The organism is Variovorax sp. GrIS 2.14 (genome assembly GCF_046115955.1).
Lineage (GTDB): Bacteria > Pseudomonadota > Gammaproteobacteria > Burkholderiales > Burkholderiaceae_C > Variovorax.
Window position 1 is genome coordinate 186,680 of sequence record NZ_JBJXIA010000010.1, and the last position, 24,660, is coordinate 211,339.

26 protein-coding genes and 2 pseudogenes are annotated in these 24,660 nt (G+C 61.9%); 11 read left to right on the forward strand and 17 right to left on the reverse strand.

What is annotated here, in order from left to right; translation table 11 throughout:
- Positions 1–247: 247 nt before the first annotated feature.
- The 11 genes from RCH10_RS17350 to RCH10_RS17400 form a co-directional block, all read right to left on the reverse strand.
- Complete coding sequence (locus RCH10_RS17350) at positions 248–649, reverse strand: HdeA/HdeB family chaperone (protein ID WP_409053348.1); 402 nt, start codon at positions 647–649, stop codon at positions 248–250.
- Positions 650–940: 291 nt separating this feature from the next.
- Positions 941–1,864: a ChbG/HpnK family deacetylase gene (locus tag RCH10_RS17355; protein ID WP_409053349.1), complete on the reverse strand. Its 924-nt coding sequence runs from the start codon at positions 1,862–1,864 to the stop codon at positions 941–943.
- A complete protein-coding gene (locus RCH10_RS17360; RefSeq protein ID WP_409053377.1) occupies positions 1,861–3,501 on the reverse strand; it encodes an ArnT family glycosyltransferase in 1,641 nt (546 codons plus the stop codon). Before RCH10_RS17360 ends, RCH10_RS17355 begins: the two co-directional genes overlap by 4 nt.
- The gene (locus RCH10_RS17365) at positions 3,501–4,565 is read right to left on the reverse strand and encodes a glycosyltransferase family 2 protein (RefSeq protein ID WP_409053350.1); all 1,065 of its coding nucleotides are present in this window, start codon (positions 4,563–4,565) and stop codon (positions 3,501–3,503) included. Before RCH10_RS17365 ends, RCH10_RS17360 begins: the two co-directional genes overlap by 1 nt.
- Positions 4,562–5,155, reverse strand: coding sequence for a phosphatase PAP2 family protein (locus tag RCH10_RS17370; protein ID WP_409053351.1), 594 nt, complete (start codon positions 5,153–5,155; stop codon positions 4,562–4,564). The genes RCH10_RS17365 and RCH10_RS17370 overlap by 4 nt, the downstream gene beginning before the upstream one ends.
- 83 nt (positions 5,156–5,238) lie before the next feature.
- Positions 5,239–5,688 carry a hypothetical protein gene (locus RCH10_RS17375; protein ID WP_409053352.1) on the reverse strand — a complete coding sequence of 150 codons (450 nt, stop codon included), beginning with the start codon at positions 5,686–5,688 and terminating at the stop codon, positions 5,239–5,241.
- Between the two features lie 137 nt (positions 5,689–5,825).
- Positions 5,826–6,527: a VIT family protein gene (locus RCH10_RS17380; protein WP_409053353.1), complete on the reverse strand. Its 702-nt coding sequence runs from the start codon at positions 6,525–6,527 to the stop codon at positions 5,826–5,828.
- Complete coding sequence (locus RCH10_RS17385) at positions 6,524–7,093, reverse strand: cytochrome b (protein WP_409053354.1); 570 nt, start codon at positions 7,091–7,093, stop codon at positions 6,524–6,526. The genes RCH10_RS17380 and RCH10_RS17385 overlap by 4 nt, the downstream gene beginning before the upstream one ends.
- A complete protein-coding gene (locus tag RCH10_RS17390; RefSeq protein WP_409053355.1) occupies positions 7,090–7,524 on the reverse strand; it encodes a hypothetical protein in 435 nt (144 codons plus the stop codon). Before RCH10_RS17390 ends, RCH10_RS17385 begins: the two co-directional genes overlap by 4 nt.
- Before the next feature lie 61 nt (positions 7,525–7,585).
- Entirely contained in the window at positions 7,586–8,386 is an 801-nt protein-coding gene (locus RCH10_RS17395) for an ABC transporter permease (RefSeq protein WP_409053356.1), read from the reverse strand.
- The gene (locus tag RCH10_RS17400) at positions 8,383–9,000 is read right to left on the reverse strand and encodes an ATP-binding cassette domain-containing protein (protein WP_409053357.1); all 618 of its coding nucleotides are present in this window, start codon (positions 8,998–9,000) and stop codon (positions 8,383–8,385) included. Before RCH10_RS17400 ends, RCH10_RS17395 begins: the two co-directional genes overlap by 4 nt.
- A 104-nt stretch (positions 9,001–9,104) precedes the next feature.
- On the opposite strand from RCH10_RS17400, the gene RCH10_RS17405 reads away from it, so the two are divergent.
- Positions 9,105–9,380: a phosphopantetheine-binding protein gene (locus tag RCH10_RS17405; protein ID WP_409053358.1), complete on the forward strand. Its 276-nt coding sequence runs from the start codon at positions 9,105–9,107 to the stop codon at positions 9,378–9,380.
- A gap of 43 nt (positions 9,381–9,423) precedes the next feature.
- Here RCH10_RS17405 and RCH10_RS17410 read toward each other — a convergent pair whose 3' ends face one another.
- A complete protein-coding gene (locus RCH10_RS17410; RefSeq protein ID WP_409053359.1) occupies positions 9,424–10,191 on the reverse strand; it encodes a hypothetical protein in 768 nt (255 codons plus the stop codon).
- Positions 10,192–10,628: 437 nt separating this feature from the next.
- Between RCH10_RS17410 and RCH10_RS17415 the strand changes: the two genes are divergently transcribed.
- Genes RCH10_RS17415 through RCH10_RS17425 form a run of 3 tightly spaced genes read left to right on the forward strand, consistent with a single transcriptional unit; the run spans position 10,629 to position 12,942 of the window.
- On the forward strand, positions 10,629–10,919 hold the full coding sequence (locus RCH10_RS17415) for a hypothetical protein (RefSeq protein WP_323495306.1): 291 nt from the start codon (positions 10,629–10,631) through the stop codon (positions 10,917–10,919).
- 24 nt (positions 10,920–10,943) lie between these two features.
- Positions 10,944–11,600 (forward strand): response regulator, encoded by a 657-nt coding sequence (locus tag RCH10_RS17420; RefSeq protein WP_409053360.1) that lies wholly within the window; start codon positions 10,944–10,946, stop codon positions 11,598–11,600.
- A gap of 4 nt (positions 11,601–11,604) precedes the next feature.
- Positions 11,605–12,942, forward strand: a complete 1,338-nt coding sequence (locus RCH10_RS17425; RefSeq protein ID WP_409053361.1) for an ATP-binding protein — start codon at positions 11,605–11,607, stop codon at positions 12,940–12,942.
- A 15-nt stretch (positions 12,943–12,957) separates the two neighbouring features.
- Here RCH10_RS17425 and RCH10_RS17430 read toward each other — a convergent pair whose 3' ends face one another.
- Positions 12,958–13,659 carry a hypothetical protein gene (locus tag RCH10_RS17430; protein WP_409053362.1) on the reverse strand — a complete coding sequence of 234 codons (702 nt, stop codon included), beginning with the start codon at positions 13,657–13,659 and terminating at the stop codon, positions 12,958–12,960.
- A gap of 700 nt (positions 13,660–14,359) precedes the next feature.
- Between RCH10_RS17430 and RCH10_RS17435 the strand changes: the two genes are divergently transcribed.
- The 5 genes from RCH10_RS17435 to lplT all read left to right on the forward strand — a co-directional run bounded on the left by RCH10_RS17435 (position 14,360) and on the right by lplT (position 18,986).
- Positions 14,360–14,968 (forward strand): iron-containing redox enzyme family protein, encoded by a 609-nt coding sequence (locus tag RCH10_RS17435; RefSeq protein WP_409053363.1) that lies wholly within the window; start codon positions 14,360–14,362, stop codon positions 14,966–14,968.
- A 20-nt stretch (positions 14,969–14,988) separates the two neighbouring features.
- Positions 14,989–15,930, forward strand: a complete 942-nt coding sequence (locus RCH10_RS17440) for a methyltransferase (protein WP_409053364.1) — start codon at positions 14,989–14,991, stop codon at positions 15,928–15,930.
- Between the two features lie 278 nt (positions 15,931–16,208).
- Positions 16,209–17,036, forward strand: coding sequence for a hypothetical protein (locus RCH10_RS17445; RefSeq protein ID WP_323495300.1), 828 nt, complete (start codon positions 16,209–16,211; stop codon positions 17,034–17,036).
- A 7-nt stretch (positions 17,037–17,043) separates the two neighbouring features.
- Positions 17,044–17,820, forward strand: coding sequence for a GNAT family N-acetyltransferase (locus tag RCH10_RS17450; protein WP_409053365.1), 777 nt, complete (start codon positions 17,044–17,046; stop codon positions 17,818–17,820).
- Positions 17,817–18,986, forward strand: coding sequence for a lysophospholipid transporter LplT (gene lplT, locus RCH10_RS17455; RefSeq protein WP_409053366.1), 1,170 nt, complete (start codon positions 17,817–17,819; stop codon positions 18,984–18,986). Before RCH10_RS17450 ends, lplT begins: the two co-directional genes overlap by 4 nt.
- A gap of 429 nt (positions 18,987–19,415) precedes the next feature.
- Here lplT and RCH10_RS17460 read toward each other — a convergent pair.
- Positions 19,416–19,514 (reverse strand): annotated as a pseudogene (locus RCH10_RS17460) (transposase); the annotation flags it as partial.
- A 514-nt stretch (positions 19,515–20,028) separates the two neighbouring features.
- Here RCH10_RS17460 and RCH10_RS17465 point away from each other — a divergent pair.
- Both RCH10_RS17465 and RCH10_RS17470 read left to right on the forward strand, forming a co-directional pair.
- A complete protein-coding gene (locus RCH10_RS17465) occupies positions 20,029–21,765 on the forward strand; it encodes a molybdopterin-dependent oxidoreductase (RefSeq protein ID WP_409053367.1) in 1,737 nt (578 codons plus the stop codon).
- Between the two features lie 529 nt (positions 21,766–22,294).
- A complete protein-coding gene (locus RCH10_RS17470; RefSeq protein ID WP_409053368.1) occupies positions 22,295–23,317 on the forward strand; it encodes a transcriptional regulator domain-containing protein in 1,023 nt (340 codons plus the stop codon).
- 203 nt (positions 23,318–23,520) lie between these two features.
- Here the strand turns inward: RCH10_RS17470 and RCH10_RS17475 are convergent.
- The 3 genes and pseudogenes from RCH10_RS17475 to RCH10_RS17485 form a co-directional block, all read right to left on the reverse strand.
- A pseudogene (locus RCH10_RS17475) lies at positions 23,521–23,730 on the reverse strand (IS3 family transposase); the annotation flags it as partial.
- Positions 23,731–23,742: 12 nt separating this feature from the next.
- The gene (locus RCH10_RS17480) at positions 23,743–24,216 is read right to left on the reverse strand and encodes a transposase (RefSeq protein WP_409053378.1); all 474 of its coding nucleotides are present in this window, start codon (positions 24,214–24,216) and stop codon (positions 23,743–23,745) included.
- Positions 24,217–24,339: 123 nt separating this feature from the next.
- On the reverse strand, positions 24,340–24,597 hold the full coding sequence (locus RCH10_RS17485; protein ID WP_409053379.1) for a transposase: 258 nt from the start codon (positions 24,595–24,597) through the stop codon (positions 24,340–24,342).
- Positions 24,598–24,660 lie beyond the last annotated feature (63 nt).

The following is a 24,660-nucleotide window of genomic DNA, read 5'->3' on the forward strand; positions in this document are numbered from 1 at the left end:
TGCAGGTCTGTGCGATGAAGTGTCCGGGCGTTCATGCGAATTGAACTCGACCGATCAGAGACACGGTGTTTCTGTGCGGGCAACAATCGATGCGGGTTTCGATGGCATTGCCGTTGCGCTTTGAACCGCGAGCGTCTTTCAGTACGCCGGTTTTCTGCATGCAGGCCTCATCGGCGCATTGCTCGATACCGCCTGCGGTTTTGCCGCAGCGACGACGACGTCGGGCCGCGCGCCAGCAGTCGTTAGGTCAGGGCCTGCGACGCTGACTGGTGCTCGGTGCAGGCAATTGCATCGGACTGGTCGCGAGCAGATCTTTGTAGAGCGCTTCGGTAGCGTTGAGCATCGTGCCGAGCGGTTGGGCACGGCAGTATTTTTCGATCGACTGCGCCATCGACTCCGGCGGCGGCAGCGCGGCACTCGTCATGATGAAGTCGAGTCGCGCCATGTTGGCGCCCGACAGGTAGCCTTGCACCCAATAGATCCACGGATCTTCCTTGCGCGCAGCTCGCGCTTGCAGGTACTCGTTGCAGCCTTTGACGGCAAAGCCCTGCACGTTCATTTGCTGGGCTTGCGCGCTGTTGGCACACACGGCGAGCATCGCCGTCAGCAAGATGGTCGACAACGCCGTTGCGGCCTTCGTCTTCAGCATGCGTCTCCTTGAAGTTCAATCTCAGTATCGATCATTCGCCCATCATTGCCTTGGCGGAGTCGGCTCGCGTGCTGCCAGTGCGAGCTGCAGCCGGTGCATGCATCGTCGCCGCGGCCCAGCGTGCGTCGTACACATCGTTGAGCCTGAGTCCTGACTGTTCCGGCGAGCCGCTCGCGGGTGATGCCGACAGCGGTTGGCGCGGGAAGCTCGATCATGCAGGCCCATGACAGAGTGAACTTCAACGTAGCGGATGCAAGGCTCAGGCCATGGTCGGCCGCACGGTCGGCTGAGTCACCATCGAAGTTCTTCTGGCGCGCCGCGCAGGGAGTCTGTCAAGTCGACTGGCATTTCCGAGCTCGCCGCGTGGCGGCCGAATGCGCGCGACAGGGGTGCTACGACGATGCCGGTCGTTGCGTGCAGCGCATCGAGGTCGAGCGCCCGGAGTGTCGTGTACTCGCGCCGGCGCGATTCATCGTGGGGCGTGGACTGGCCTTGCAGCCCATGCGGTGCGTCGCCGAGCGAAGGGTGGCACATCAGCACGTCGCCGCTGCGGCATTGCCGCAGCCATTCCGCAAAGGCGTGCTGGTAGTCGCCCTCTGTGGCGGGAAAGGGGTACACGCCGAGCAAGCACCGACTCATCGGAACGCCGTGCTGTTCCGCGAGACGCTGCAGCGCGCCCCCGCCCAGCGCATGGATCACTCTCGCCTTGGCGTCGGTCTTGCCCCGCGGCAGCCAGCTTGGCTCGGCAGGCGCCGTGTTGCGCAACCACGGGGGTGCCGCCCGGTACCGGCCCATCAGTTCTGCAATGAGCAGATCGCGCACGCCGGGCAACTGGTGCACGTGACGATGGCCGTCAACGAAGGCGGGCGCCCGACCCATGCGATCTTCGAAGCTGTTCAGCTGAAAACGGATTTCGTCGCGCAACCGGTTGCCGCGCAGCAGACCCAGATAGGCCATGGCGATGAGCGACACCAGGCTGCCATCGCGGCCGCCCGGCGCCGATGGAAAGTCCAGGTCGAGGTGCAGTCCGATGTCGACATGGTCGGCGTCCAGACGCCGCAAATTGCGAGATCCGGTGTGCCAGAAATTGCGCCGAACCATGCAGCCGATGGCGGAGATCTTTCGCTGCTCGGCGAGCTCGAGCGCTGCTGCATCGATGCCGTCGCTCAGGCCGAAATCGTCGGCGCAGATGCACAGGAATCGATCGTCGCTCATGACACGTCCCGCGTCGAAGATCGCGCTGGCGCGCCTACGGCGAAGCAGCCTGCATCCCCGCGCGGCGACCCCTCGAAGCGCCAGACAGCCGCCTCCTGGTTGTGCGTCACCAGAACGAAGCGTGGGTCGACCAACCAGGGCGAGGTCAGCACGGAGGCCGACGAGCCGACCAGCCAGGTGCGCCCAGGCATGCAAAGCAGGCGCGGCAGGTCCACTCGATTGACCAGCGTGGCGGCCGCCTTCGCGGGCTCGAAGCTGCCCGCGTCGCTCAGCTCATTGCGCCAGTTGTCGTGCAGCGGCAAGGAAGGGTCTTGCCAGTCGCTCACCACTGCGACTGTTTGCCTCAGCCTCCAGTAGAAAGGGATCTCGTAGTAGTAGGCGTCGAGCATCACCACCTGATCGTCCGCACCGATCTGCTCGTGGGCGGGCAGGTACAGGCGCGCACCGGGCGGCGTGCCCAGCCGGTCGGCGGCGATCACCGAAGCGACGCAGAGAAGAGCGGCTACGCCGGTCGTCCAGCGCAGCCTCGGGCTCGACGTCCATCGCGTGAGCGTTGTGGCGCGCAATGCCTTTGCGATGAACCAAGCGAGTGGCGGCAGGGCAGGCAGCACATAGCCGATGAGCTTGGACTTCGGCAGCGAGAAGAACACCACGATAACGACGAACCAGACGAGCATGAGCCAGTCGATGTCGGAGAAAGCGGAGGACCCTGCTGATGCTCCGGAAGACGATGCCCCCTGGACGCCTCGCCGTTGGGCAAGAGCTTGCCATCCCCTCCAGCCGATCCATGCGAACCACGGCAAGGTCAGCCCGACGATCACCGGCCCATAGAACCAGAACGGATGCGCGTTGTTGAACCCCGCTGCCGCGAAGCGCCTGAAGTGTTGCGTCACGACGAAGTAGTCGTAGAAGCCTGGGTAGCGCACCTGCATGGCAACAAACCACGGCGCTGCGATCAACAGAAAAATGCACCAGCCAGGCCACCACGCGAGCATTCCTGCGGCGCGAAACCGGCGGGTCACGATGCACCAGGTCACGAAGATAGCGCCGGGAAGCACGAACCCGATCAGCCCTTTCGCCAGCACGCCCAGCGCTGCCATCGCAAAGGCCAGGGCGAGTGCGCCGCGCCAGGCGCCACCGCGCTCTTTTGCGAGTGCAGCGTGCGCCGCTGCGAGCACCGTCGCGGCGATGCAGCCTGCCACCAGCATGTCGAGGTTGGCAAACTGCGCACCGACGTAGAAGAACGGCATCGTCAACAGCACGACCGTGGCGACCGATGCGCTCACGCCGTCGGCCCAGCGCCGCGCGAAAATGAGCAGCGCGCTGGCGGCCAGCGTGGCGCCCAGTACCGATGGCAAGCGCGCCGGCCACTCCGACACGCCGAAGACCGACATCGACGCCGCGCTGATCCAGTAGAACAACGGCGGTTTATGGAAGAACGGAAGGCCGTCGAGCCGTGGCACCAGCCAGTGGCCCGTTCTCAGCATCTCGAGCGCGACGCCGGCGTAGCGGCCTTCGTCCGGTGCGGTGAAGCGCCGCAAGCCCGCGGTGGCCGCAAGCCATAGGAAGATGATCGCGATGGAGAGGAGGGTGCGGTGCCAGGAGGACTGTCGGAGTGAGTTCTGGATCGACCGCATCACTTCTTGTCGCCTTCCAGCCCGGTGCCTGTGACGCTCCTGACGATGTAGAGCGGCCGCCCTTTCACTTCTTCGAAAACCCGGGCCACGTATTCGCCGACGATACCGGTCGAAATCATTTGCACGCCGATGAAGAACATCAGGCTCACCACGATGGTTGACCAGCCCGAGACGGCGTCCCCGACCACGAAGTGATCGATGATGAGGAACACGCCGTAAGCGAATGCAGGCACAGCCATCAACAGCCCGAAAATGCTGACCAGCCGCAGTGGCCAGGTGGTGAAAGACGTCAGTCCATCGACTGCCAGATGTACCAAGCGCAGCATGTTGAAGGTGCTGACGCCTTGCGCCCGAGGCGCCGGCGTGTAAGGCAACGGCACCGCCTTGAAGCCGACCCATGCATACAAGCCCTTCATGAACCGGCTGCGCTCGGGCAGGCTCAGCAGCGCATCCACCACCTTGCGATCCATCAACCGGAAATCGCCGGCATCCTCCGGCAGTTCGAAGCGACCAGACGAGTTGACCAGCTTGTAGAAGAGCTGGCTGCCCCAGCGCTTCAGAGCCGCCTCGTCGGTGCGTGCTTCTCGCACGGCGTAGACGACATCGGCGCCGGCCGACCACTTCTCGATCATCGAGCCGATGAGCGATGGCGAATGCTGCAGATCACCATCGAGCAGGATGACGGCGTCGCCCCGCGCTGCTTGGAGGCCTGCGGTCAACGCTGCCTCCTTGCCGAAGTTGCGTGACAGCGAGACACAGCAAAAGCCTTCGAGCTCGCACCATGCGGCAACCACCGAAGCGGTGTTGTCGGTGCTGCCATCGTCGACAACGATGATCTCCCAGCGCAGACGCGTGGCCCACAGGATTTCTTCGAGGCGGGGCAACAGCACGCGCAGATTGGCCGCCTCGTTGAAGCAAGGGATAACGCATGACACGCTGCGTGCTTCGGATGCGTCGATGTGTTGGGGAGCCGGCGTTACGTCGGTCTTCGACGCGGCCGCGTCGATGGCGTCGATGGTGACGTCGCGGACCAGTCTTGGCCCGACGTGAATCGGCGGCCTCATGAAGCCCTCCACTCGGCATCGTTGGCGAGCTCGCCGGGACGCGATCGTCGTGCAACAAGACGGGCCGCCATCAACGCCGCCAGGCGCACCTCCAGCAACGCGAGCACGCCGGTGAGCGAAGCCGCCAGTGCCATGCCTGCAGCGATGTCGATCGGCGAGTGAACCCCGACATAGATGCGCGCCCATCCGGTCAGTGCTGCCAGAACCAGCACCACCGCACCGACAGGACGCAACGCGGCGCGCAACATGAAAGCGAAGCCGATGAAGAACATCACGGTCGCGTGCGTGCTCGGCAGCGCGGCGCTCGGGCCATGCACGATGTAGGCGGGCACGAGTCCGGCCACGAACGGGCGAGGCATGTCGAGCCAGGCCGCGATCAGATGCGAGAGCAGGGATGCCAGTGCCGCACCGACGACCACTGCTGCAAGGTAAGGCCGCTCGGCGCGCGCATGCCAGCCGGCCCACAGCAGGGCCGCGGCGCACAGCGCACTGCCCCACAACGCGAAGACACTTCCCGCAAGGAGTGCCCATGAATTGGGATCGTCACCTGCGGCGATCCATTGCAACAACGCCGTGTTGGTGGCATTCATCATCTCGAAACCTTTCGACCGAAAACAAGGAATCTGTCTGCACGCGCGCGCGGACAGGAGTCGACGTCAGGCGACGTCGCTTGTCAGGTCGTCACAGGTGGGGCGGTGTGCGGCGGCTGGGTCCGCCAGAGCACAGTGGGCGGCGGCGCGCCGCTGGTGTAGGGCACGCGCTCGACAATCGTGCGCTCGATGGGGACGAGCAACCGGACCAGCGCGACTGCAAGCGGCAGCAGCAAGAGCACCAGAGCCATCAACACATCGAGTCCATGCGCAAAGGCATTGGGCACATCGATGTGCGCGGCGGCCGGGACATACAGCGTGGTCTCCAGCTCCTTGCTGTGATCGTCCCGATCGTCCGGCGAAAACAGCGCCATCGCTTCGACGTTGCGCACGCGAAAGCCCGGCTCGTCTTCCCAGCCGTCTTGCCGGAAATGAGTGAAGAGAAAGGGCTGCAGAACGGTCAGTACGACACCCGCCAGGCACCACCACACGAAGTGTGTTGCGACAAGGCGACGAAGAAGAACGGTGGGCACGCAGAGATTCTATGAGGCACTTCCAATTAGTACCTGAACGTGCTAGTCAGCTTGGGAAATAAATTTGCAGAGATTGCTGGTGCCGGCTTAGGCCGTCTGCGCGCCTTCAGCTGCGGCAGTTGCGCTAGATGAGCCGGTTATGCCGCGACCCCGAAGAGTGAGCCGATACCGAAGGTAATGGCCATCGCCAAACCCGCCCAGAAGGTCACGCGCCATGCCGCAGTCAGCACCGGCGCCCCGCCGGCCCGCGCCGACACTACGCCCAGCAGCGCAGAGAACGCCAGCGACGCCAGGACCACCAGCGCGATCAATAGCGCAGGCGACGCGAGCCAGGCGACCAGCAGCGGCAGCGCCGCACCGATCGAAAAGCTCGCCGCCGACGCGAGAGCAGCCTGGACCGGCCGGGCGCTCAGAGTGGTCGAGATGCCCAACTCGTCGCGCGCGTGAGCGCCGAGCGCATCGTGTGCCATCAGCTGGCGCGCGACTTCTGCAGCGAGTGGCCTGTCGAGTCCGCGCCCGACATAGATTGCAGCGAGTTCGCGGTGTTCGGCGCTCGAATCTGCATCGATCTCGGCCATTTCCTTTTGCAGGTCGGCGGCTTCGGTGTCGGCCTGCGAGTGCACTGAAACGTATTCGCCGGCGGCCATCGACATGGCGCCCGCGACCAGGCCGGCGAGCCCGGCTACCAACACGCTGTGAGGCGTTCCGTGCGCTGCGGCAACGCCGAGGATCAGGCTCGATGTAGACACGATGCCGTCATTGGCGCCGAGCACGGCGGCACGCAGCCAGCCTATGCTCTCGCTCCGATGCCGTTCGTGGTGTCGAGTGAATGCCTTCATGCGCCCACCTTGTCTTCGGAGCGCAGAAACGGAAGCATCCGCCGCAACGTGCCGTCGCGTCGCAGGTAGTGATGAAACAGTGCCGCGGCGACGTGCAGACCGATCAAGTAGTAGCCGATGACGCCCAGCGTCTCGTGGATTTTTTCGATCTGGTGCGCCAGCGTCTTGTCGGGTCCGATGAGCGGAGGAAGGGTCGCGCCGAAGAACGGGATCGTCTGGCCCGATGCGCTGAGCGTGAGCCAGCCGAGCACGGGCATGGCGAGCAGCAATGCATACAGCGCGAGATGCGTCACGGTCGCCACGGCGTTCTGCCAGCGAGGAATTCCCGGCAACGCTTGGGGCACAGGGCCAGACAAACGGTTTGCGACTCGCAGCACGGCGACGGCGAGTACCGAGAGCCCAAGCATGTAGTGCCACATCAGCAGCGCTTGGCGCGGGTCGCTGTTTTCGGGGAAGAAGTCGGTGAGATTGATGCAGGCGTAGACCGCGATCAACTGGAGCACGATCAGCCAGTGCAAAGCGATCGATAGCGAGCCATAGCGTCGGGTGGTGTTTCTGAGGATCATGAAATTCGAAGCCTGAAAAGAGGTGTGGAAAGGCGCGCGCGGGGGCGCGCCGCTGGTATGCGGAACGCGCTCGCAAGAGATGCGTCCGGCGGAAACAGCCACCGCAGTAACGCGATGGCGAGGTGCAGCAGCAGCGACACCAGCGCCATGAAGAAGCCCAGCCCATGCTCGAATGCATGAGGCGTGTCGAGGTGCGCGCTTGCCGGAACATAGAGCGTGGTTTCGAGCTCCAGGCGGTGATCTTCGCGATCGTCGGGGACGAACTGCGCCATGGCGCTCACGTTGCGAACGCGAACGCCTGGCTCGTCTTCCCATCCGTCCTGACAAAAGTGCGTGAAGAGGAAGGGCTGCAGCGCCGACAGAAGCACGCCGGCAAAGCACCACCAGAAGAAGTGGGTTGCGACGAGTCGACGAAGTCGGGCGGTGATCACCGGCGGATTCTAGAAGCGGGGTGGTACCGCGCGAGCGTGATGCCTGTTGATCCAATCGACGTCACCGCTTCATTTCCAGACGATCGGTGCGAAGCCGCTGTCGACTGTCGGTGACTGCGCGCGCCGCCAGGTACACGGCGCCGGCCGATGCCAGTCCCCCCGCGCCGGTTAGAAGAAAGAGCAGCAATATCTGGTACTTCACAGCCTCGATCGGGTCCATGCCGGCGAGCAGTTGGCCGGTCATGATTCCGGGCAGCGTGATGATGCCAGCGGCCGACATCTGGTTGATGATCGGAATCATGCCGCGCCGGATGGACGATCGCGTCAGTTCGCCCAGCGCCTCGCGCATGGTGGTCCCTAACGCCAGCTGCGCTTCGATGGCTTGCCGGCGATTCACGACGCCGTCGAAAAAGCTGTCGAGCCCGAGCGTTGCCGAATTCAGAACGCTGCCCAGCACAATGCCCATCAACGGAATGGCATAGCGCGGGTCGTACCAAGGCTCCGGCCGGATGGCGGTCATCAACGCCATCACAACTGTTGCCACGCTGGAGATGCCGACGACAGCAAGGCCGATGCGGTAGTTGCCATGTTGCTGCAGACGGCGCTCTGGCCGTACCGCCACTTCACGCGCTGCGGCACCGATCATCAGGAGCACCACGACGACAGTGACGGTCGGCGACTGCAGGCGAAAGACGACTCGCAAGAGCAGCCCTACCAAAAGCAGCTGGACGACCATTCGCGCGGCCGCCCACAGCACCTGTCGATGCAGGCGCAGCCGCAGAACCATCGAAGCAACTGCATTCGCCAACACCAACACGGCTGCGAGCGCCACGTCGGTCAACTCAAGGTGGACCGTGGTCATGACGTGCGCAGCTGCCGTTCGACGACCGCATAGTGGCGTTGCGCCACGCGATGGGCCTGGTCCCGTGAGTGCGTGACCCACAGCACCGACAAGCCCTGGTTCACATACTTCTGCAGTAACGATTCCATTGCCATCGTCGAAGTCGCATCCAGTGACGCTGTGGGTTCATCGAGCAACAGCACTTTGGGCTCGCGCGCGAGCGACCTGAGCAGCGCAATGCGCTGACGTTCGCCGGTTGACAGCCGGTCGACATCGGCATCGAGCGTTGCGTTCGGAAGCCCAAGCAGGGGCTGCAGCAAACGCATCGCGTCGAGCATGGGCCGCGGAAAATGCGCAGCCACCTTCGGTGCCCACCAGACCGGCTCGGCGGTTTGGTACACCACCTTGCTGCGCCACTGCGGCGCAGTCCACGTGTCGCGTTCACGGCCGTTCAACCGAACCTCGCCGACGCCCGGGTCCAGATCGGCAACCAGGCGCAAGAAGAGAGTTTTGCCCGCGCCTGAAGGGCCCATGAGCGACACACATTCGCCGCGGTCGATGTGCAGATCGAAAGGGCCGCCATGGGCCGAGCGCAAGCCGCGCACGCTCAGCTGCGGTAAAGGCAAGTCGGTCATTCCGTTTCAACTTCAGTAAACCTTAAGCAAAGCAGAGCGAACATTCCGATTCGCCGAGATCGCAGTTGCCCAAAAGCTGCGCTGGCTTGCCATAGGAAACCGATTTGACTTCGACAACCCTCGTCCGTATCGCATCCATTCTCGAAAAAGATTTCCATGCCGACCCGCTGCTTGTACTGCCGTCGACTGCGCTTGCTGAACTCGGCCTGGATTCGCTGGCACTGATGGAATTTGTCTTCGCGGTGGAAGACGAGTTCGAACTTCGCATTCCAGAGGATCGCCTCGATCCACGTGAGGCGGGCATCACGTTGCAGCGTTTGTGCGAAGTGATCGACGGGTTGGTGGCCGCACGACCAGAGCCTGCGACAAAATCCAAATGACCGACTGACGGTAAGTTCGCCGGACTTTGCATGAGCTTCTTGCTCACCGCGTGATGCGCTCCGCACGTTGCGGCAGCAGGACAACGCAAACAAGGATGAAGGCAGCCAGTGCGGCGGTCGCGGTGTAGCGGCTCATTTCGAGGCCACCGGCCGCATGGGGCTTGTCCAGCAGGTCGCCCACGGTGGCGCCCAGTGGCCGCGTCAGGATGAACGCCACCCAAAACAAGGCCGTGCGCGAAATACGCGTCCAGAAGTAGGCCGCTCCGACGAGCGCCAGCCCCACCGCGAACACGATGGCGCCGCCTTCGTAGCCGAGGCCCAGTCCGGCATTCGGATCGGCCGCCCAGTCACCGAGCGCGGTGCCCAGCGTCTGTGAAAACATGATGGTTGCCCAGTAGAACACCTCGGCTTTGCGTGTCGTGATGGCTGAGACGGAAACCGATCCGAGCGCCCGATGCCACAGCGCCAAGGTGCCGATCACCAGCAACAAGAGAATCGTGGACCCACCGAGGTATCCGATTCCCAGCGATCGATCGAGCAGGTCGGCGAGGGTGGTTCCTGCGGTCGTGGTGGCCACGATCACGCCCCAGAACAGGAACGGATGAAACCGCGTTGTCCTGATCTGGGCGGCCACCGCGACAACGAAGATGGTCGCGAAGATGGCCGTCCCGACGAGGTAGCCGAGGTGCATCGACATCGTCACGGCGTCGCCAGCCGTTTCCCCGAGGGTCGTCGCGGCGATCTTCACCACCCAGAACCAGAAGGTGACCTCGGCAACTTTTCCGAGTTCGATGTGGGGAGGCTGGTTCATGGATGGTTCTTTGCGAGCGGTCGGCCCAAGGCTGGGCGGAGCATCCAGCTTCGTCGACCTGTGCTTATGGAATGCTTAAGGCAACCCATTCCGGCTTAAGGCGTCCTTAATGATTCTTGCGGGACCATCGTCGCCATGCTTCTTCAAAGATCGGAATGACGCTGGACAACCTGGCTGTCTTCGAGTTGATGTCCGCGGGCTCGCACGCCTCGGCGGTCACGCTCGCCTTGGCTTCTGTGCTCGCGCGTCTTGCGGACTGGAGCTTGCCTCTCGCCGGAGTGATTGCGTGGAGGCGAGGGGACAGACGGTTGCGCGTTGACTTGCTGTGTGTGCTGCTTTCAGCAGCAATAGCCTACGCAGTGGTTCTCGTCATCCGCACGAGCGTTTGTGTGCCCGGGTTGGCGAGCGCCAGCTGGACCGCCTTCTCAGGATGCTGGATGGGCCCGGGATCTCCCAACGCACAGGTCGTGCTCTGGTGGAGCGTCGCGCTGGCCTTGGTGCCGTTCGGCCGGCTCGCCTGGCTGAGTTTCCCGCTGTTGACGGTCGGGCTCGGCGCGGGCTGGAGCCTGGTGTACCTAGGGCAGGTCTTCCCGCTCGACGTGCTGAGCGCGTTTCCGGCTGCCGCGGCCGGAGCGCTCGTCACGTGGGCTCTGCGCGCTCTGGTCAGGCCGGCCTGTCATCGTCTGGTCCGTCGCTCCCTTGCATTGACTGCCTGGCGCCACGCCTGAAGGTCGATCCCCGATACTGCGACCATGCGACTGCTCGTTGTTGAAGACGACCCGATGATTGGACGAGCGATACGTCAGGGACTCGTCGCGGCCGGCTATGCAGTCGACTGGGCGGAGGACGGGCGGATCGCGGAGCTCGCGCTGGCCAACGGTGTCTACGACCTGGTGGTACTCGATCTGGGTCTCCCCGCACGCGATGGCATGACGGTGCTCGAAGAACTCCGTCGCTCGGGCAACCATGTTCCGGTCATCATCGTGACGGCCAGGGACGCCGTGGATCAGCGCATTGCCGGACTCAATGCGGGTGCCGACGATTACCTGTTGAAGCCTTTCGATCTGGATGAACTGGTCGCCCGTGTGCGCGCCCTGTTGCGACGACGCGCCGGCGTCGGTTCATCGCTTTTGACGGCAGGCGCCTTGAGTCTGGACACCGTGCGCAAGTCCGTCACGAAGGAGGGCGCTCCAGTGTCGTTGTCGGTGCGGGAGTTCGCTTTGCTCGAGGTCCTGATGCAGCAGCCCGGAGCGGTGCTCTCACGCGAGAAACTCGAGGAATCCATCTACGGATGGGACGACGATATCGGCAGCAACGCGATCGAGGTTCACCTGCACAACCTTCGGAAGAAGCTGGGAGCACAAGCCATCGTGAACGTGCGTGGCGTTGGCTACAGGTTGGCGGAGTAGCCCGGTGAGATCACTGCGTGGCGACCTGATGAAGTGGCTGCTCGGGGCATTGGGCTTCGGCTCTCTCGTGCTCGTGATGGTCGCGTACGTCGTGACGCTCGGCGAAATGAACGAGGTGCTGGACGAAAACCTGAGAGAGGTCGCCGAGGCGGTGGCGCAATACCACGCGAGCGCGCAGGTGACAGCCAAGCCGCTGCCCGCGATGCCAGGCGGCCAAAGCGACGATGACGGCGACCTGGTGAGCCTGGTCTGGCAACGTGACGGCACACCCGTTTTTTCTTCCAATCCGCGCTTCGCTTTGCGTTTCACGGATGTGCCGGGGCCGGGCCGTTTCGAGGTCGCTGGCCAGGAATGGCGGACCTACACCGTCGTGCTGACCGACACCGTGGTGCAAGCTGCGCAGCGTACGACCGCGCGTCACCAGATGGCCGTTGAATCGGCGTCGAAACTTTTCATTCCGTTGGTTGCGCTGATCATCTTGCTCGCCGGACTCATCGTTGTAGCGCTGCGGCGTGGCATGCGTCCATTGGACGAAGCCACCGGCCAGATCGCGCGGCGCAGCGCGCTCAGTCTGGAGCCGATCGCCAGCGAAAACATGCCGCGCGAGATGCAGCCGTTGGTCGCCGCGTTCAACGAACTGATGCAGCGGCTGTCCGATGCCTTTTCAATGCAGCGGCGCTTCGTGGCGGATGCTGCGCACGAACTTCGCTCGCCCGTCACGGCGCTGCGGCTGCAGCTCACCTTGCTGGACCGCGCGGCCGATGCTGCGGGGCGCGTCGCCGCGTCCGCTGATCTCCGGCTGGGCATCGAACGCTCCGAGCGTCTGGTCGAGCAACTGCTGCAGCTTTCACGCGCACAACCCGATGTGGACCTGCACCATGTCGAGCGTCTGAGTCTCGGCGATCTGGTGCGCTCCGTCGTCGCAGAATTCCATCGTGAGGCCGTGGCACGCGGCATCGACCTCGGCGCGTCGACGACCGAAGGCATCTCAGTGGATGGCGACGCCATGCAGCTGAGAGTGTTGCTCAACAATCTGGTGCGAAACGCCTTGCGGTACTCACCCGACGGCAGCCGTGTCGATGTCGTCGCCGCCATCGAAGAGGGGAGACCGGTGCTGCGGGTGATCGACAACGGTCCTGGTATTTCGGCGACTGACCGAGACCACGTCTTCGAGCGCTTTCGTCGCGGCAGTGCATCGCATGTGCGCAAAGGCGATCCCGCTGGCAGCGGCCTGGGCCTGGCCATCGTGCATGCCATCGCGCTACGCCATGGCGCCATCGTGAGTCTGCACTCCAGCCCGGAGGTGTCGCCGGGCCTCGAGGTCCGGGTCACGTTCGGTTAGCCGCTTGTCGTGCCCTCAATGTTGCGCGTCGTTCGCCTTGAGTTCGAGGTAGGTCGCTCGATCGATCTCGTGCAGCTGCCGCGGATACTTCTCAGTGCCTGAGAACCATGCATTGCGCGCGCTTTCGGGGTCCTTGGTCGCATTGACATGGGCGTCCAACGCCAGAAAGTAGCGCATTGCATTGCGCTCGACGAGCCCGTGGGTTCCGCCGACGTACTCGGGCGTTCCTTCGGGGGTCTGTCCGATGACGGTGAAGCCGACCTTCGATCTCCCGAACGTCGCGAGGTATGCCTGCATGGCGGTGTGTGCCAAGAAGTTCTCCTCATACGAATACGAGAAATGCAGAAAGCTGTGTGATGCATCGGCGGGCACGGCCTCCACCACGATGCGATAGTTGCTCGTCCCCAAAGGCCCGGAGTTTGCCGCGAGCCGCACCTCCAGATGCTGCGCCGTTTTGTCGATGAGGTTGAATACGAACGGGAGCTGAAATGCCTTATCGACAGGCTGGTCGTACTTGCGGACAACGCTCAGAGTGATCTCCGCGCCCGAGGGACCACTCGCCACAGTGCACTTGCGATTGTTGATGTGCAACAGCATGGTTTCGCACCATTGAGTAGGCGTCCCCAGCAACGTCACAAGCGCTCCCATGGGCTGATCGACGATGGCATAGACGTCGCCTTTAAGCCCGTCAGATGTCTCGCTGGACTTGAGCAGCATGGGCCGCTTCAAGGACGAGCCGGCCAATTCGGCCCGCATCAAACCCAGTAAGGTCGAAAGACGCGCCCCATCGGAGGCACGAACAGGCAGAGCCAAGGCGCAGACCGCGCACGCGACGATGGCACCGGGCCAGCGTCGCATCGGTCTGCGGTCTAAAACGGGGCCAGTTCGACACAGGAACGCAAGGACTCGCATTGAAAGTAAAAAGGGACAGACATGAGGGCTGGGCAGTGTCGGAAGCTTCGGCTTAAGGAACACTTAATCTGCCCGCCGTGTCTCATCCCTGCTCTGCTCCCACAACTAGTAGCCGGACAGATACAGAGCATCCTGTCCCACGACGACAAGGGAGGTTAGGGAGCACGCTCCGGTTTGACAATTAGAGGAAAAAAGAATGGCTGTTAAACCCGATCGCATGTCGAATGAGCGACTCCATCGTCATTTGGCAGCGTTCAATGCGAGTCGTTTGGCGCCAGGCCTGCCGTCATCGGACTGGGAAGACGATCTCCATCGGGAGCATTCGCATCGCGTCGCTGAAGGGCGCGATCTGGAAACACTGCGTCTTGCAGTCGAACCGCTAGGTTTCGAATCCGCAGGTGACACCGACCACTTTGTTCGTTGGTTCGAGAATCTTGCTGTCGTCGGTCCTGGGCAAGGACACCCGCTTTTCGCCTGGCTTGCGGAAAAGGCCGACCTTGCGCAAATGCGATGGTTCCTCACGCAGGAAGCGTCTGGCGAGGCGGGATTCGAAGACCTGCTTGCCTACGCGCAGGTGAAGCTGCCGGCTCGAGCGAAGCTGGAGTGCGCCCGCAACTTTTGGGATGAAATGGGCCACGGCAAGCAAGGCGCCATGCACAGCCAAATGCTGGACAACATGGTGAACGAACTCGGTCTCCAACCCGCCGTTGCCACGACCGTTTGGGAATCCCTTGCGCTGGCCAACACGATGGTCGGTCTTGCGACCACGCGCCGCTATGCGTACCACGCGCTCGGCGCGCTCGGGGTCATCGAACTGACTGCGCCAGCTCGCGTGAAGCAGGTGGCAGCTGGCATGCGGCGTCTCGGATTGAGCGGCCACAGCCGCGCCTATTTCGATTTGCACGCAGCGCTGGACATCTCGCACGCAAGGGCGTGGATTCGCGAAGTCATCAGTCCGTTAGTTGAGGCCAAGCCGGCGTGCGCGCAGGCGCTGGCTGAGGGTGCATTGATGCGGCTTCGGTGCGGCGAGCGTTGCTTCGAGCGCTATTTTCAAGACTTGCGTTGTGACAAGCAGGCTGGCCACGCGCCTGCGGTCGGGCTTGCCCTGTGCTGAGCACCATAAGCGCAGCCGCTGTGCTGCGTCTGGTTGCGGACAGAGGCTACCGTTTTACCGCGGTCACACCACTCACCCATCAACGCGTGAAAGACAAGCGCGGCGCGGATCCCGGCCAGACCCTGCGGGACGTCTTCGGTTGGAACACGCCCTTCTCGGCGCGAGCCCTGCCTCCGGCGCTTTTCAGCGAGATGGGCCGCGCAGGCCTGCTGCAGCAGGTGGGTTCGCTCTGGCGCAGTACTCTCCGAATCGCCAGCATCGACGACGATTTGTTTCTGCACTCGGCTTACCCCACTGTCGGGGCTGATGCTGTGTTCTTTGGACCCGACACCTACCGGTTTGCCCGTTTCATGAGACAGGCGCTGGGTCAGCGTGTTGCGAGCATGCGCCGTGGCACGCTCGTGCGCGTATTGGACATTGGTTGTGGCAGCGGTGCCGGGGGCATTGTGGTGTCGCGTGCACTGGCGGCAGCGGGGATGACATCGACGTTGACCCTGAACGACATCAATCCGGCCGCATTGGCTCTCACCGCCGCAAATGCAGAGGTTGCCGGCGTCGCGGTGACGCTGGCGCTCGGCGATGCGCTGTCGGCGGTTGAAGGTAATTTCGACCTGATCGTGTGCAACCCGCCGTACCTGGACGACGAAGGACAGCGAAGCTACCGTCATGGAGGCGCAAACCTTGGTCGCGCGCTCGGGCTGCGCATCGCGGCGGCCGCGCTGCAGCGGTTGGCGCCTGGCGGGCAGTTGCTCTTCTACACCGGGGTGGCCATGGTCGACGGGGAAGACCCCTTCCTGGCTGAGATGGTTCCATTGCTGACGGCCGCCCGCTGCGATTGGCGTTACGAAGAAATCGACCCGGACGTATTTGGCGAAGAAATCGAACGGCCAATTTATGCGCACATCGACCGCGTTGCGGCCGTCGGCCTGGTCGCCACGTGCCCGTCCGAGCAGGCCAATTGACGCGCGTGATTGCCACTGAGCATGCGCCGACGAACGGCGCGGATGCGCGCGTCGCCGAAACATCGGAGTGCAGTTTGCTCGAGCGCATGCCCAAATGGCTTATCTGCGTGCCTATCGTTGCGCAGTGGCTCTGGCTGTCGTTTCGGTACGGCAGCGCTACGCTGCCCTCGGCCGCCAATCCGAACATCACCGCAGGCGGTCTGGTCGGCGAAGGCAAGCTCGAGTACTTCAAAGGCATGGGGCCGTTAGCGAGATCCGTCATCGCCCCGCACTGCGCGGTGTTCAACGACGGTGCGCTCTCGGAGTCGTCGTTGGCGATCGCAATGAAGAGTGCCGGCTTGTTCTTTCCGATCGTGGTCAAGCCGGATCTTGGGCTGTGTGGTTATGGCGTTCAGCTGCTTGAAGACATGACTGCGCTCAGGACCTATCTTTCGCGATTTCCCATCGGAGAAACCGCCGTGCTTCAGCGCTACTTGCCGCAAAAGGGCGAGGCAGGCATTTTTTATGCGCGCGATCCCCTCAGTGACCGCGGCCGCGTGATCGGCTTGGCACTGCGTTATTTTCCTCGTGTGACTGGGGATGGGTACAGCACTGTGGCAGAGCTGATCGCGGCGGATCCACGTGCACAACGGGTCAGATCTTCGCCGCGACATGTATGTCCCGTGCCGCTGACGGCGGTGCCATGCGCTGGTGAAGAGGTGCGTCTGGCGACCATCGGCTCGACTCGTGTCGGCGGACTGTATCGCGACGGTGCAGCGCACATTACGCAGCAACTCACGAAAGCCATCGATGCGGTGGCCCGCGACATGCCCGAATTTCACTTCGGACGCTTCGACGTGCGATTCGACAACTTGGAGGAACTCTCTGCCGGGCGTGGTTTTACTGTCATGGAGATCAACGGCGCAGGATCAGAAGCGATCGAGGCATGGGACCCCGGCACGGATGTGCTGCAAGGGTTTCGCATGATATTTGCCAAGCAGCGACTTTTGTTTGCGATTGGTGCTGCGCAGCGCAATGCCGGAACACGGCCGATCGGCCTGTTGGAACTTGCAAGACTCAACCGGCGCCAGATCCGACTGATCAGGCTCTATCCGCCTTCTAATTGAGTGCCGAGTGCCGACCCACGCCACCTTGATCACACAGTGGGCCGACTCCGAAGCCGAAGTTCGGGAGGCTCAGCGCCTGCGGTATCTGGTGTTTGCACAGGAAATGGGCGCGCGCCTCACACCACCGGAAGGCACCCCGTCCGGGGTCGACGCGGATCGATTCGATCCTTACTGCGACCACCTGCTGGTGCGTGCAGTTGGTTCCGACCATGCCGCAGGGCTGCTCATCGGAACCTACCGCGTGCTGACGCCAATGGCCGCTGAACGCGCCGGCGGTTTCTACACTGACATCGAGTTCGACCTTGCACCGTTGCACGCGCTGCGCAGTCGCGCAGTGGAACTCGGCCGCTCGTGTGTGCATCCGGCCTGGCGTTCTGGAGCCGTGATCATGGCCTTGTGGACTGCGCTGGGACACTACATGGTCAGGCGCGGACTGGACACCATGATCGGTTGCGCCAGCATTGGCCTCGATGACCACGGCGCGACGGCCAGCCGGCTGTGGCGCCGTCTGTGTCATACCCATCTGGTCGAGCAGCAGTGGCGAGTCCAGCCGCGCGTTCCCTTGCCGCTTGCCGATGCAAACGACGGCGATCGCAGCGACGCGCCCTGCGATGCGCCGCCACTGATCAAAGGGTATCTGAGATGCGGGGCCCGTCTGCTCGGCCCTCCCGCATTCGACGTGAAGTTCAATACCGCGGACCTGCCGTTGATCCTGCGAATGGATGACGTGACGTCGAGGTATCGCCGGCACTTTTTCGACATGACGACAAGTGCGCCCTTGTGAAAAAGCGGGTGCTGCTGCCAGTGTTGCTGGCGCAATTTTTCAGCTCACTCGCGGACAACGCACTGCTGACAGTTGCCATTGCGCTACTTATCTCGCGAGGTGCACCGGACTGGATGACACCCGCGCTCCGCGTAGCTTTCTATGCTTCTTATGTGTTGCTGGCGGCTTTTGCCGGAGCAGTGTCGGATGCCGCCCCAAAAGGCCAGGTCATGCTGATCACCAATCTGGTCAAACTCGGTGGCTGCGGACTTTTGGCTTGGGGCGTACAGCCGCTGCTTTGCTATGCGCTGGTGGGCCTTGGGGCCGCCGGCTATGGACCGGCCAAATACGGCATCCTGCCTGAATTGTTGTTGCCTGAAGATCTGGTTGCGGCGAATGGCTGGATCGAGGCGACTACGGTCGTATCGATCGTGGCCGGTCTGGCACTGGGCGGAGTGCTGGTCGAGACGCAAAGCGCGTTACCGGTCATTGCTGCAATTTTCCTGGCGTCCGCCATCGTCACGGTCTTGATTCCGCGAAGCCACGCCCGAAATCGCGCAGCGCTGGCAAATCCACGCCAACTGATTTTGTGTTTTGTCGATGCACTTGCCCTGCTGTGGCACGACCGGCAAGCACGCACCTCGCTGGCCGTCACCAGCCTGTTCTGGGCGGCGGCGGCGGTACTTCAATTCATGGTGTTGCGCTGGGCTGGCGAACGACTAGGGCTGCCCCTTTCACGAGCCGCCTTGTTGCAACTCGCCGTAGCGATCGGAATGGTGGCTGGAGCCATTGGAGCGGCACGTTTCGTAACTCTGAAGCGAGCGATGCGCACACTGCCACTCGGCTTGCTGCTCGGCGCACTGGTCACGCTCATGGCGTTCGCGTCAGATGTCACTGTCGCTTTCGGATTGCTGTTGCTGATCGGAGCGTTGGCCGGGTTGCTGCTGGTGCCAATGAATGCCATGCTGCAGAGCCGCGGCTTGCTGCTAATGCAACCCGGCCAATCGATCGCAGCCCAAAATTTCTATGAGAGCCTGGCGTCGTTGTTGATGCTCGGGCTCTACGGGCTGCTGGTTGCGATACAACTGCCACTCATCGGCATATTGGTGGGCTTCGGCGCATTGTTGATCGTGGCGTCGACTTGCCTGATTTTCGCCGGCGCCGATTCCAGCCGCGCTATCTGCTAACGACATGCCCGTGCTCGCATTCAGGCTTGGCAGGCCCACGGTGGTGCGTTTTGCCTTGCCTAGCGCCGTCGCCGATCCAGCACATTGATCAGGTCTCGAAAACTTCGCCACATTCATCTGGCAACTGAAATACCGTGTGGCTCGCTCTGTCGATCTGGTGCGCAACAGCGTGATTGCAAGAAGTCGTGTGTGTGACGATGCAGGAGGCAGGGCTGCAGTCTTATATCCAGCCTGTTGTGCAAGCTCACATGCCTGCTGGCCCCAATGGTTTTCGCTGACGAGTTTCCCATCCGCAGATCGAGCTCTCCGCTCTTGATCCCTATCGGAGTGTCGCCGTCCCGGGCCGAACTGTCTGTCCCATCACACGCGTGTTCGCTTGCTCTCCTTCAAACTGCTTGTTCCGTTGTCTTCGTTCTGTTGGTAGTCCGCGCGCAGGTAAGCATCGCTGCGCTTGCTGATTCCCAGCTGCGCCACCCGTCCACCGGTGCCGGTCTGGCGAGGGGCCAGTCCGACCCACGCTGCAAACTCCCCGAGCGCGACGGCTTCGCCTGGATGGAGCTGCGCAAAGTGCCAATATTGTGCGCGCAAAAACACCGAGGCGGAGCAGGCCATCTGTATGGTCTGTGTGTGTGCACGCTGACCGATCGGTGCCCTGCCGCACAGACAGGAGCACCGGGAAGTCGCAGTCTGGTTGCTTGCCGTTCTGCCCCTCTCTAACCGACGCCTTCATGTTTCAACGAAGTGCTCTCGTTGCCGAGGTCGCCGAGGCTTACCGTTTCGCGCTTGATAGCCTCAGGCGTTGCCTTTGCGAGGGAAAATCCGCCGCCGTGATCAGCCCTGGCAGCAGCGCCGCATGCAACATGGCGACCGAGACGCTGCGTCGGGAAGGTTTCCCGGGGGCGCGACCAGAGCAAGTTCCGGCAATGCCAGCCTCCGGCAGGCGACCAAGGATCGTTCGGCACTACTCGCACTGGTGCGGTCGCAGCCTGCGCGCTGAAGTGAATACCTCGGTGTACGCAGCCAATCAAATGAAGGAGCTGGCATGAGCGGCGCGCCCCGGATCCCGCACACACACGATCCCTTGGCCGCGAAGCTGAGCGCCGCCGATGATCGCGTCCTGCTTACGAAATGGTTGCCGCCACAGGCAGGCGTCGTGCCGAAGGTTCGATTCGGCCGGCATTGGGTGAATGCGCTTTGGGCTTTGCCGCTGGTCTTCGTGCTGATCGTCATTGGCGTGGCCGCGTCTCAAGCATTGCGACACGTCCCGGTGGTGCAGGAATTTTTAGTGCGCTATCCGGGCATTTCGACCTCCGCATTGCCGGTTACTACGGGCTTCCCAGCCTGGTTACGCTTGCTGCATTTCCTCAACCTGTTTTTCATGGCTTTCATCATCCGTGCCGGCGTGCAAATTCTTGCCGACCACCCGCGGCTGTACTGGAAGCGCGACTGCACACCCGGGACCGAATGGTTTCGCTTCCAGGCCGCAGTACCGACCGGTCGAATCTGGACCGCGAAGGACGACTCGGTCACCTTGCCTTCCTGGCTTGGTATACCCGGCATCCGTCACTCGATAGGCCTCGCGCGCTGGTGGCACTTTTCAGTGACGCTGCTCTGGATGATCAACGGAATCCTTTACTACGTTCTTCTGTTCACCACTGGCCAGTGGCTGCGCATCGTGCCGACGACATGGAGCGTTTTTCCGAACGCCGTCTCGACGGCGCTGCAATACCTCTCACTGACGTTTCCCGTCGATGAGAGTTGGACTCGGTACAACGGCTTGCAGCAGCTCGCTTATTTCATGACCGTATTCGTAGCTGCACCCACGTCTATCGTTACCGGCTTGATGCAAAGCCCGGCGATCTCGAACCGGCTCGGATGGTTCGGCCGCGTACTGAACCGGCAGAAGGCCCGCTCAATCCATTTCATCGCGCTCTGGTGGTTCCTGCTCTTTATCCTGGCCCATGTGACGCTGGTCTTCATCACCGATGCTCGCGTCAACCTGAACATGATGTGGGCGGGTGTGCGCGACAATTCGTGGAGCGGCTTCGCCATCTTTGTCCCTGCCATCTCGCTGGTTGCTGTCGCCTGGTGGTGGGCCTCGCCATTTACCTTGCGCCATGCACGGCTCGTGCAAAGGATCGGCGAATTCATGAGCCGGCCGTTCGGTGTTGCCACCCAGTCGTGGGACGCGAAGAGCCAGCTCACCGAGCAAGACATTTCGCCGCACTTCTGGCCCAACGGAACGATGCCAAACTCGACCGAGTTCGATGCGCTGGTCGCGACTGAATTCGCCGATTACCGGCTGCGGATCGGCGGCCTGGTCGAAAACCCTGTCGAGCTGTCTTTCGCCGAGCTGAAGGCGATGCCCAAGCAAGAGCAGATCACGACCCACTTCTGCATCCAGGGCTGGTCGGGCGTAGCCAAGTGGGGTGGCGTGCCGGTGCGCGACATCCTCGATCTCGTCAAGCCGACACCCGAGGCCCGCTACGTCGTTCTCTACTCGTTGGCCGACGGTGGCGACGGCGGCCGTTACTACGACACACACAGCTTGGCGAACATGCGCCACGAGCTGACGATCCTCGCCTACGAAATGAACGGCGCCCCGGTCAGCGTGCTGCATGGCGCACCGCTTCGGCTGCGCTGCGAAAACGAGGTCGGCTTCAAGATGGTCAAGTGGATCGCGGCCATCGAGCTCGTGCACGATTTCGCCGATCTCGGCGCGGGCCAAGGCGGCTACAACGAAGACCACGAATTCTTTGGCTACCGCGTGCCGATCTGATTGGGTCTGACGCCGCGTCCGTAGCGTCAATTTCTGGTCGCCCAGAGCGGATATCGTCGTGCTTCGCGGCCAACGCGTGCCAGCTCTGCTAGTCGATGAGCATCAAGCGGCTATGGGTGCCCGATGGTGCTGAAAATCTTGATGCAAGACGCCAGGAATAAGCTCGGCCATTGATCAAAGAAAAAGCCTCCTTGCGGAGGCTTTAAGAAAACGAAAAAAACGCTCTCTTGTGAATTTACTAGTACCCGTTTAAAGGTTAGCGATCACTATCGCGGTTTCTCGCGTATTTGTGGTGCCGGAGAGATGAATCGAACACCCGACCTTCTCATTACGAATCCGATGTAACCGCAATAGAGCGCTTCAGAAAAACAAAAAGTTCAATCAATACAATGACTTAGCGTTCTCGAACGTTTGACCAAAGCCGCGAAGTTTGGGCATTTTTTTGCACAAATGTGACGTAGGTGTGACGTGAAAACGCATCGTCAACTGCGACGATGCTCAGTCCCACGTGTTCTGGGATAGTCACGTAATGAAATCTGAAAGCAACCAGTATTGGGCATGGGAGTTCTTACGCAGAAATCATGTCTATCGAGACGCGTTTGCCCTTGCAACGAGCGTCACATCCGAGCAACAGGGATCGCTACAAGGCACAGCGGACCGCGTCTTAGCGCTTTCGGAAATCGACCCAAATCTGCCATACCGTGCTTTCTTCGCGCCTTTCGATCCGATGTGTGATTGGGATGACGATCACGAAATGGCTGATCGGGTGCTAGAACTTGCATTCGACTGGTCCGTTGGAGAAATGCTTGAACTGCTAATCCCCGAGGCAAGAAGCCGCAGCGTCGTAACGCTTCTCGACGAATGCAATCTTGAGAGTTACGCCCTTGAAACGTGGGTAGATCCAACATTGCCGGCAAGCAATGTTGATGAGAATATTTTTCGGCCTTCGATTGGGCGAGGATTCGGACTATCGAAGATCGAAGCTCCTGAAAAGACGCATGAAGGTGCGACGAATCCTGATGGTTTTCGGCTGCAGACGTTTACGATTCCCGATGCCCGGCGTGTGTACCACAGCAAACGTGAGGCACGACCCAAGCAAAAAGTAGACGGATCCTTTGGCTACCAGGGAAAAAATGGTCAACACTTTTCTCGAGGGAGTAAGGTGATTGTTGCCCTTAGCCCTACCGACGTTGTTTTCAAGCTTGCGCTGGCCCTCCCGCTGGGGCCACAGTTGGAACTAGTCGAAAAATGTGCGGCAGAGCATTTGGAAGACCTAAAGGCTGCAGGTATTTGCGAAGAGTTAAATGCTCGCAGAAACGGTGACTCCTACAACGACTACCTCATGCTCTTAGACGGTATCGACGAGGGGGTGACGGGCGGCGAGCTTGCGGAGCGGCTAGGGCGAGCGACGTTGAACACGATGACGGGTCTATATGAAGCCGAAGGATTTGTTTGGAATAAGGCTCCCAACGCCCGAGACAATCTGCGACAGATGACGCGAAGAGCTAGAGCGCTCAGAGACTATCAATTTTTAAACTTGGCGTTGTCGTAGCGCCCGGCGCTTTTCGCTCGAAACGCGTCATCGAAGCCTCATGGCCCGAGCGGCTCGGCGCTTGCGACATCGGTCAAGCGGTGAAGAGCGCATTCGACCCATCCACCATAAATGACGCTCACTGCTTGCTTGCGCAGACAAAGCGTGCAGAACGCTTGAGGCGGATTGACCTTGCCCCTGGAATCCGTACCCCATAGCCGAGTTCATGAATTGACCTGCGTTGATTGATTGGCAAGCCAGTCCTGCTCGAACTGCATCGGGCTGACGTAGGCCAGCGTCGAGTGCAGTCGGGCTCGGTTGTACCAGAGCAGCCAGTCGATGGCTTCGTCCTTGGCCTCGCGCCGGCTCTTGAAGTGCTGCCCATGCAGCCGCTCCACCTTCAACGACCCGAACAACGTCTCGCTGCAAGCGTTGACGCTCCTATGTCAAGCGGGACGTGCGGAGTCGGCCAGGTCAGCCAGAATCAGCGGGTACAACTCACGCACGATGTAGCGCTTGAGGCAGCGATGGATCTCCTTTTTCGATAGGCCCTCGGCGGTGCGTCTGGCGACGTATTTCAGGGTGCGCGCATCGCTCCTCATTCGGACCATGGCGATGGTCCACAGGGCGTTGTTGGCCTGCCTCTGCCCACCTCGATTGAGCCGATGACGGCTCGTCTTTCCGGAAGACGCCTCAAGGGGACTGACGCCGCATAGCGCAGCGAGCGCGGCCTCGTTGCGCAATCGGGTCGGGTTATCCCCGGCCGTGATGAGCAATGTCGCCGCGGTCTGAGGCCCGACGCCGAAGCGACCCAGAATTCTGGGGGCGGCCAGCTTCGTCAAGCGGGTGAGCTGCTTGTCGAGTTCGTGCAGTTCCTCGTGCAGCGCATTCCAGCGTCGCGCCAGTAGCCTCAACGTCATCTTCAAGCTGGCCAGGACGAGGTTCCTCTCATCGTCCTCCGGAAGGATTGCGCAGGTTGCGACACAGTGCGCCGTGTTGACCTTCAGCAGTGCGCCTCGAATAGATGAAGGCGCTCTGACGAGTCAAGCTCGAAGTTGATTCACGGCCTGCGTCTTGGCTTTGACGGCGCTGCGACGTGCAACGCTCAGCGTCCGCAGGGCCTCAGCCATCCCGCTCTGAGCCTTTGGAACGCCGGTCGCATCGGCGGCTAGAACCGCGCGTGCGGCACTCTCTGCATCGGTCGGATCGCTCTTGCCTCGGCTGCGTCGACGAGAACGATTCGGCCGGTTGATCTCGATAACCACGACCTGTTGGCGCCGACCGGAAAATGAGCCAGTTATGCGGGTAGCGCCGAATTAAAAGTGAGCCAGGTGTTCAACCTACCCTGCTGTTTATTTGAGCAG

Coding starts and splice junctions, on each gene's coding strand:
- RCH10_RS17430 (WP_409053362.1), bottom strand. CDS start 13,659: ATGCTGCTCAAGTCCAGCGAGACATCTGACGGGCTTAAAGGCGACGTC.
- RCH10_RS17385 (WP_409053354.1), bottom strand. CDS start 7,093: ATGATCCTCAGAAACACCACCCGACGCTATGGCTCGCTATCGATCGCT.
- RCH10_RS17415 (WP_323495306.1), top strand. CDS start 10,629: ATGGGCCCGGGATCTCCCAACGCACAGGTCGTGCTCTGGTGGAGCGTC.
- RCH10_RS17470 (WP_409053368.1), top strand. CDS start 22,295: ATGAAATCTGAAAGCAACCAGTATTGGGCATGGGAGTTCTTACGCAGA.
- RCH10_RS17480 (WP_409053378.1), bottom strand. CDS start 24,216: ATGACGTTGAGGCTACTGGCGCGACGCTGGAATGCGCTGCACGAGGAA.
- RCH10_RS17360 (WP_409053377.1), bottom strand. CDS start 3,501: ATGCGGTCGATCCAGAACTCACTCCGACAGTCCTCCTGGCACCGCACC.
- RCH10_RS17355 (WP_409053349.1), bottom strand. CDS start 1,864: ATGAGCGACGATCGATTCCTGTGCATCTGCGCCGACGATTTCGGCCTG.
- RCH10_RS17370 (WP_409053351.1), bottom strand. CDS start 5,155: ATGAATGCCACCAACACGGCGTTGTTGCAATGGATCGCCGCAGGTGAC.
- RCH10_RS17395 (WP_409053356.1), bottom strand. CDS start 8,386: ATGACCACGGTCCACCTTGAGTTGACCGACGTGGCGCTCGCAGCCGTG.
- RCH10_RS17350 (WP_409053348.1), bottom strand. CDS start 649: ATGCTGAAGACGAAGGCCGCAACGGCGTTGTCGACCATCTTGCTGACG.
- RCH10_RS17365 (WP_409053350.1), bottom strand. CDS start 4,565: ATGAGGCCGCCGATTCACGTCGGGCCAAGACTGGTCCGCGACGTCACC.
- RCH10_RS17465 (WP_409053367.1), top strand. CDS start 20,029: ATGAGCGGCGCGCCCCGGATCCCGCACACACACGATCCCTTGGCCGCG.
- RCH10_RS17400 (WP_409053357.1), bottom strand. CDS start 9,000: ATGACCGACTTGCCTTTACCGCAGCTGAGCGTGCGCGGCTTGCGCTCG.
- RCH10_RS17380 (WP_409053353.1), bottom strand. CDS start 6,527: ATGAAGGCATTCACTCGACACCACGAACGGCATCGGAGCGAGAGCATA.
- RCH10_RS17420 (WP_409053360.1), top strand. CDS start 10,944: ATGCGACTGCTCGTTGTTGAAGACGACCCGATGATTGGACGAGCGATA.
- RCH10_RS17410 (WP_409053359.1), bottom strand. CDS start 10,191: ATGAACCAGCCTCCCCACATCGAACTCGGAAAAGTTGCCGAGGTCACC.
- RCH10_RS17435 (WP_409053363.1), top strand. CDS start 14,360: ATGCGATGGTTCCTCACGCAGGAAGCGTCTGGCGAGGCGGGATTCGAA.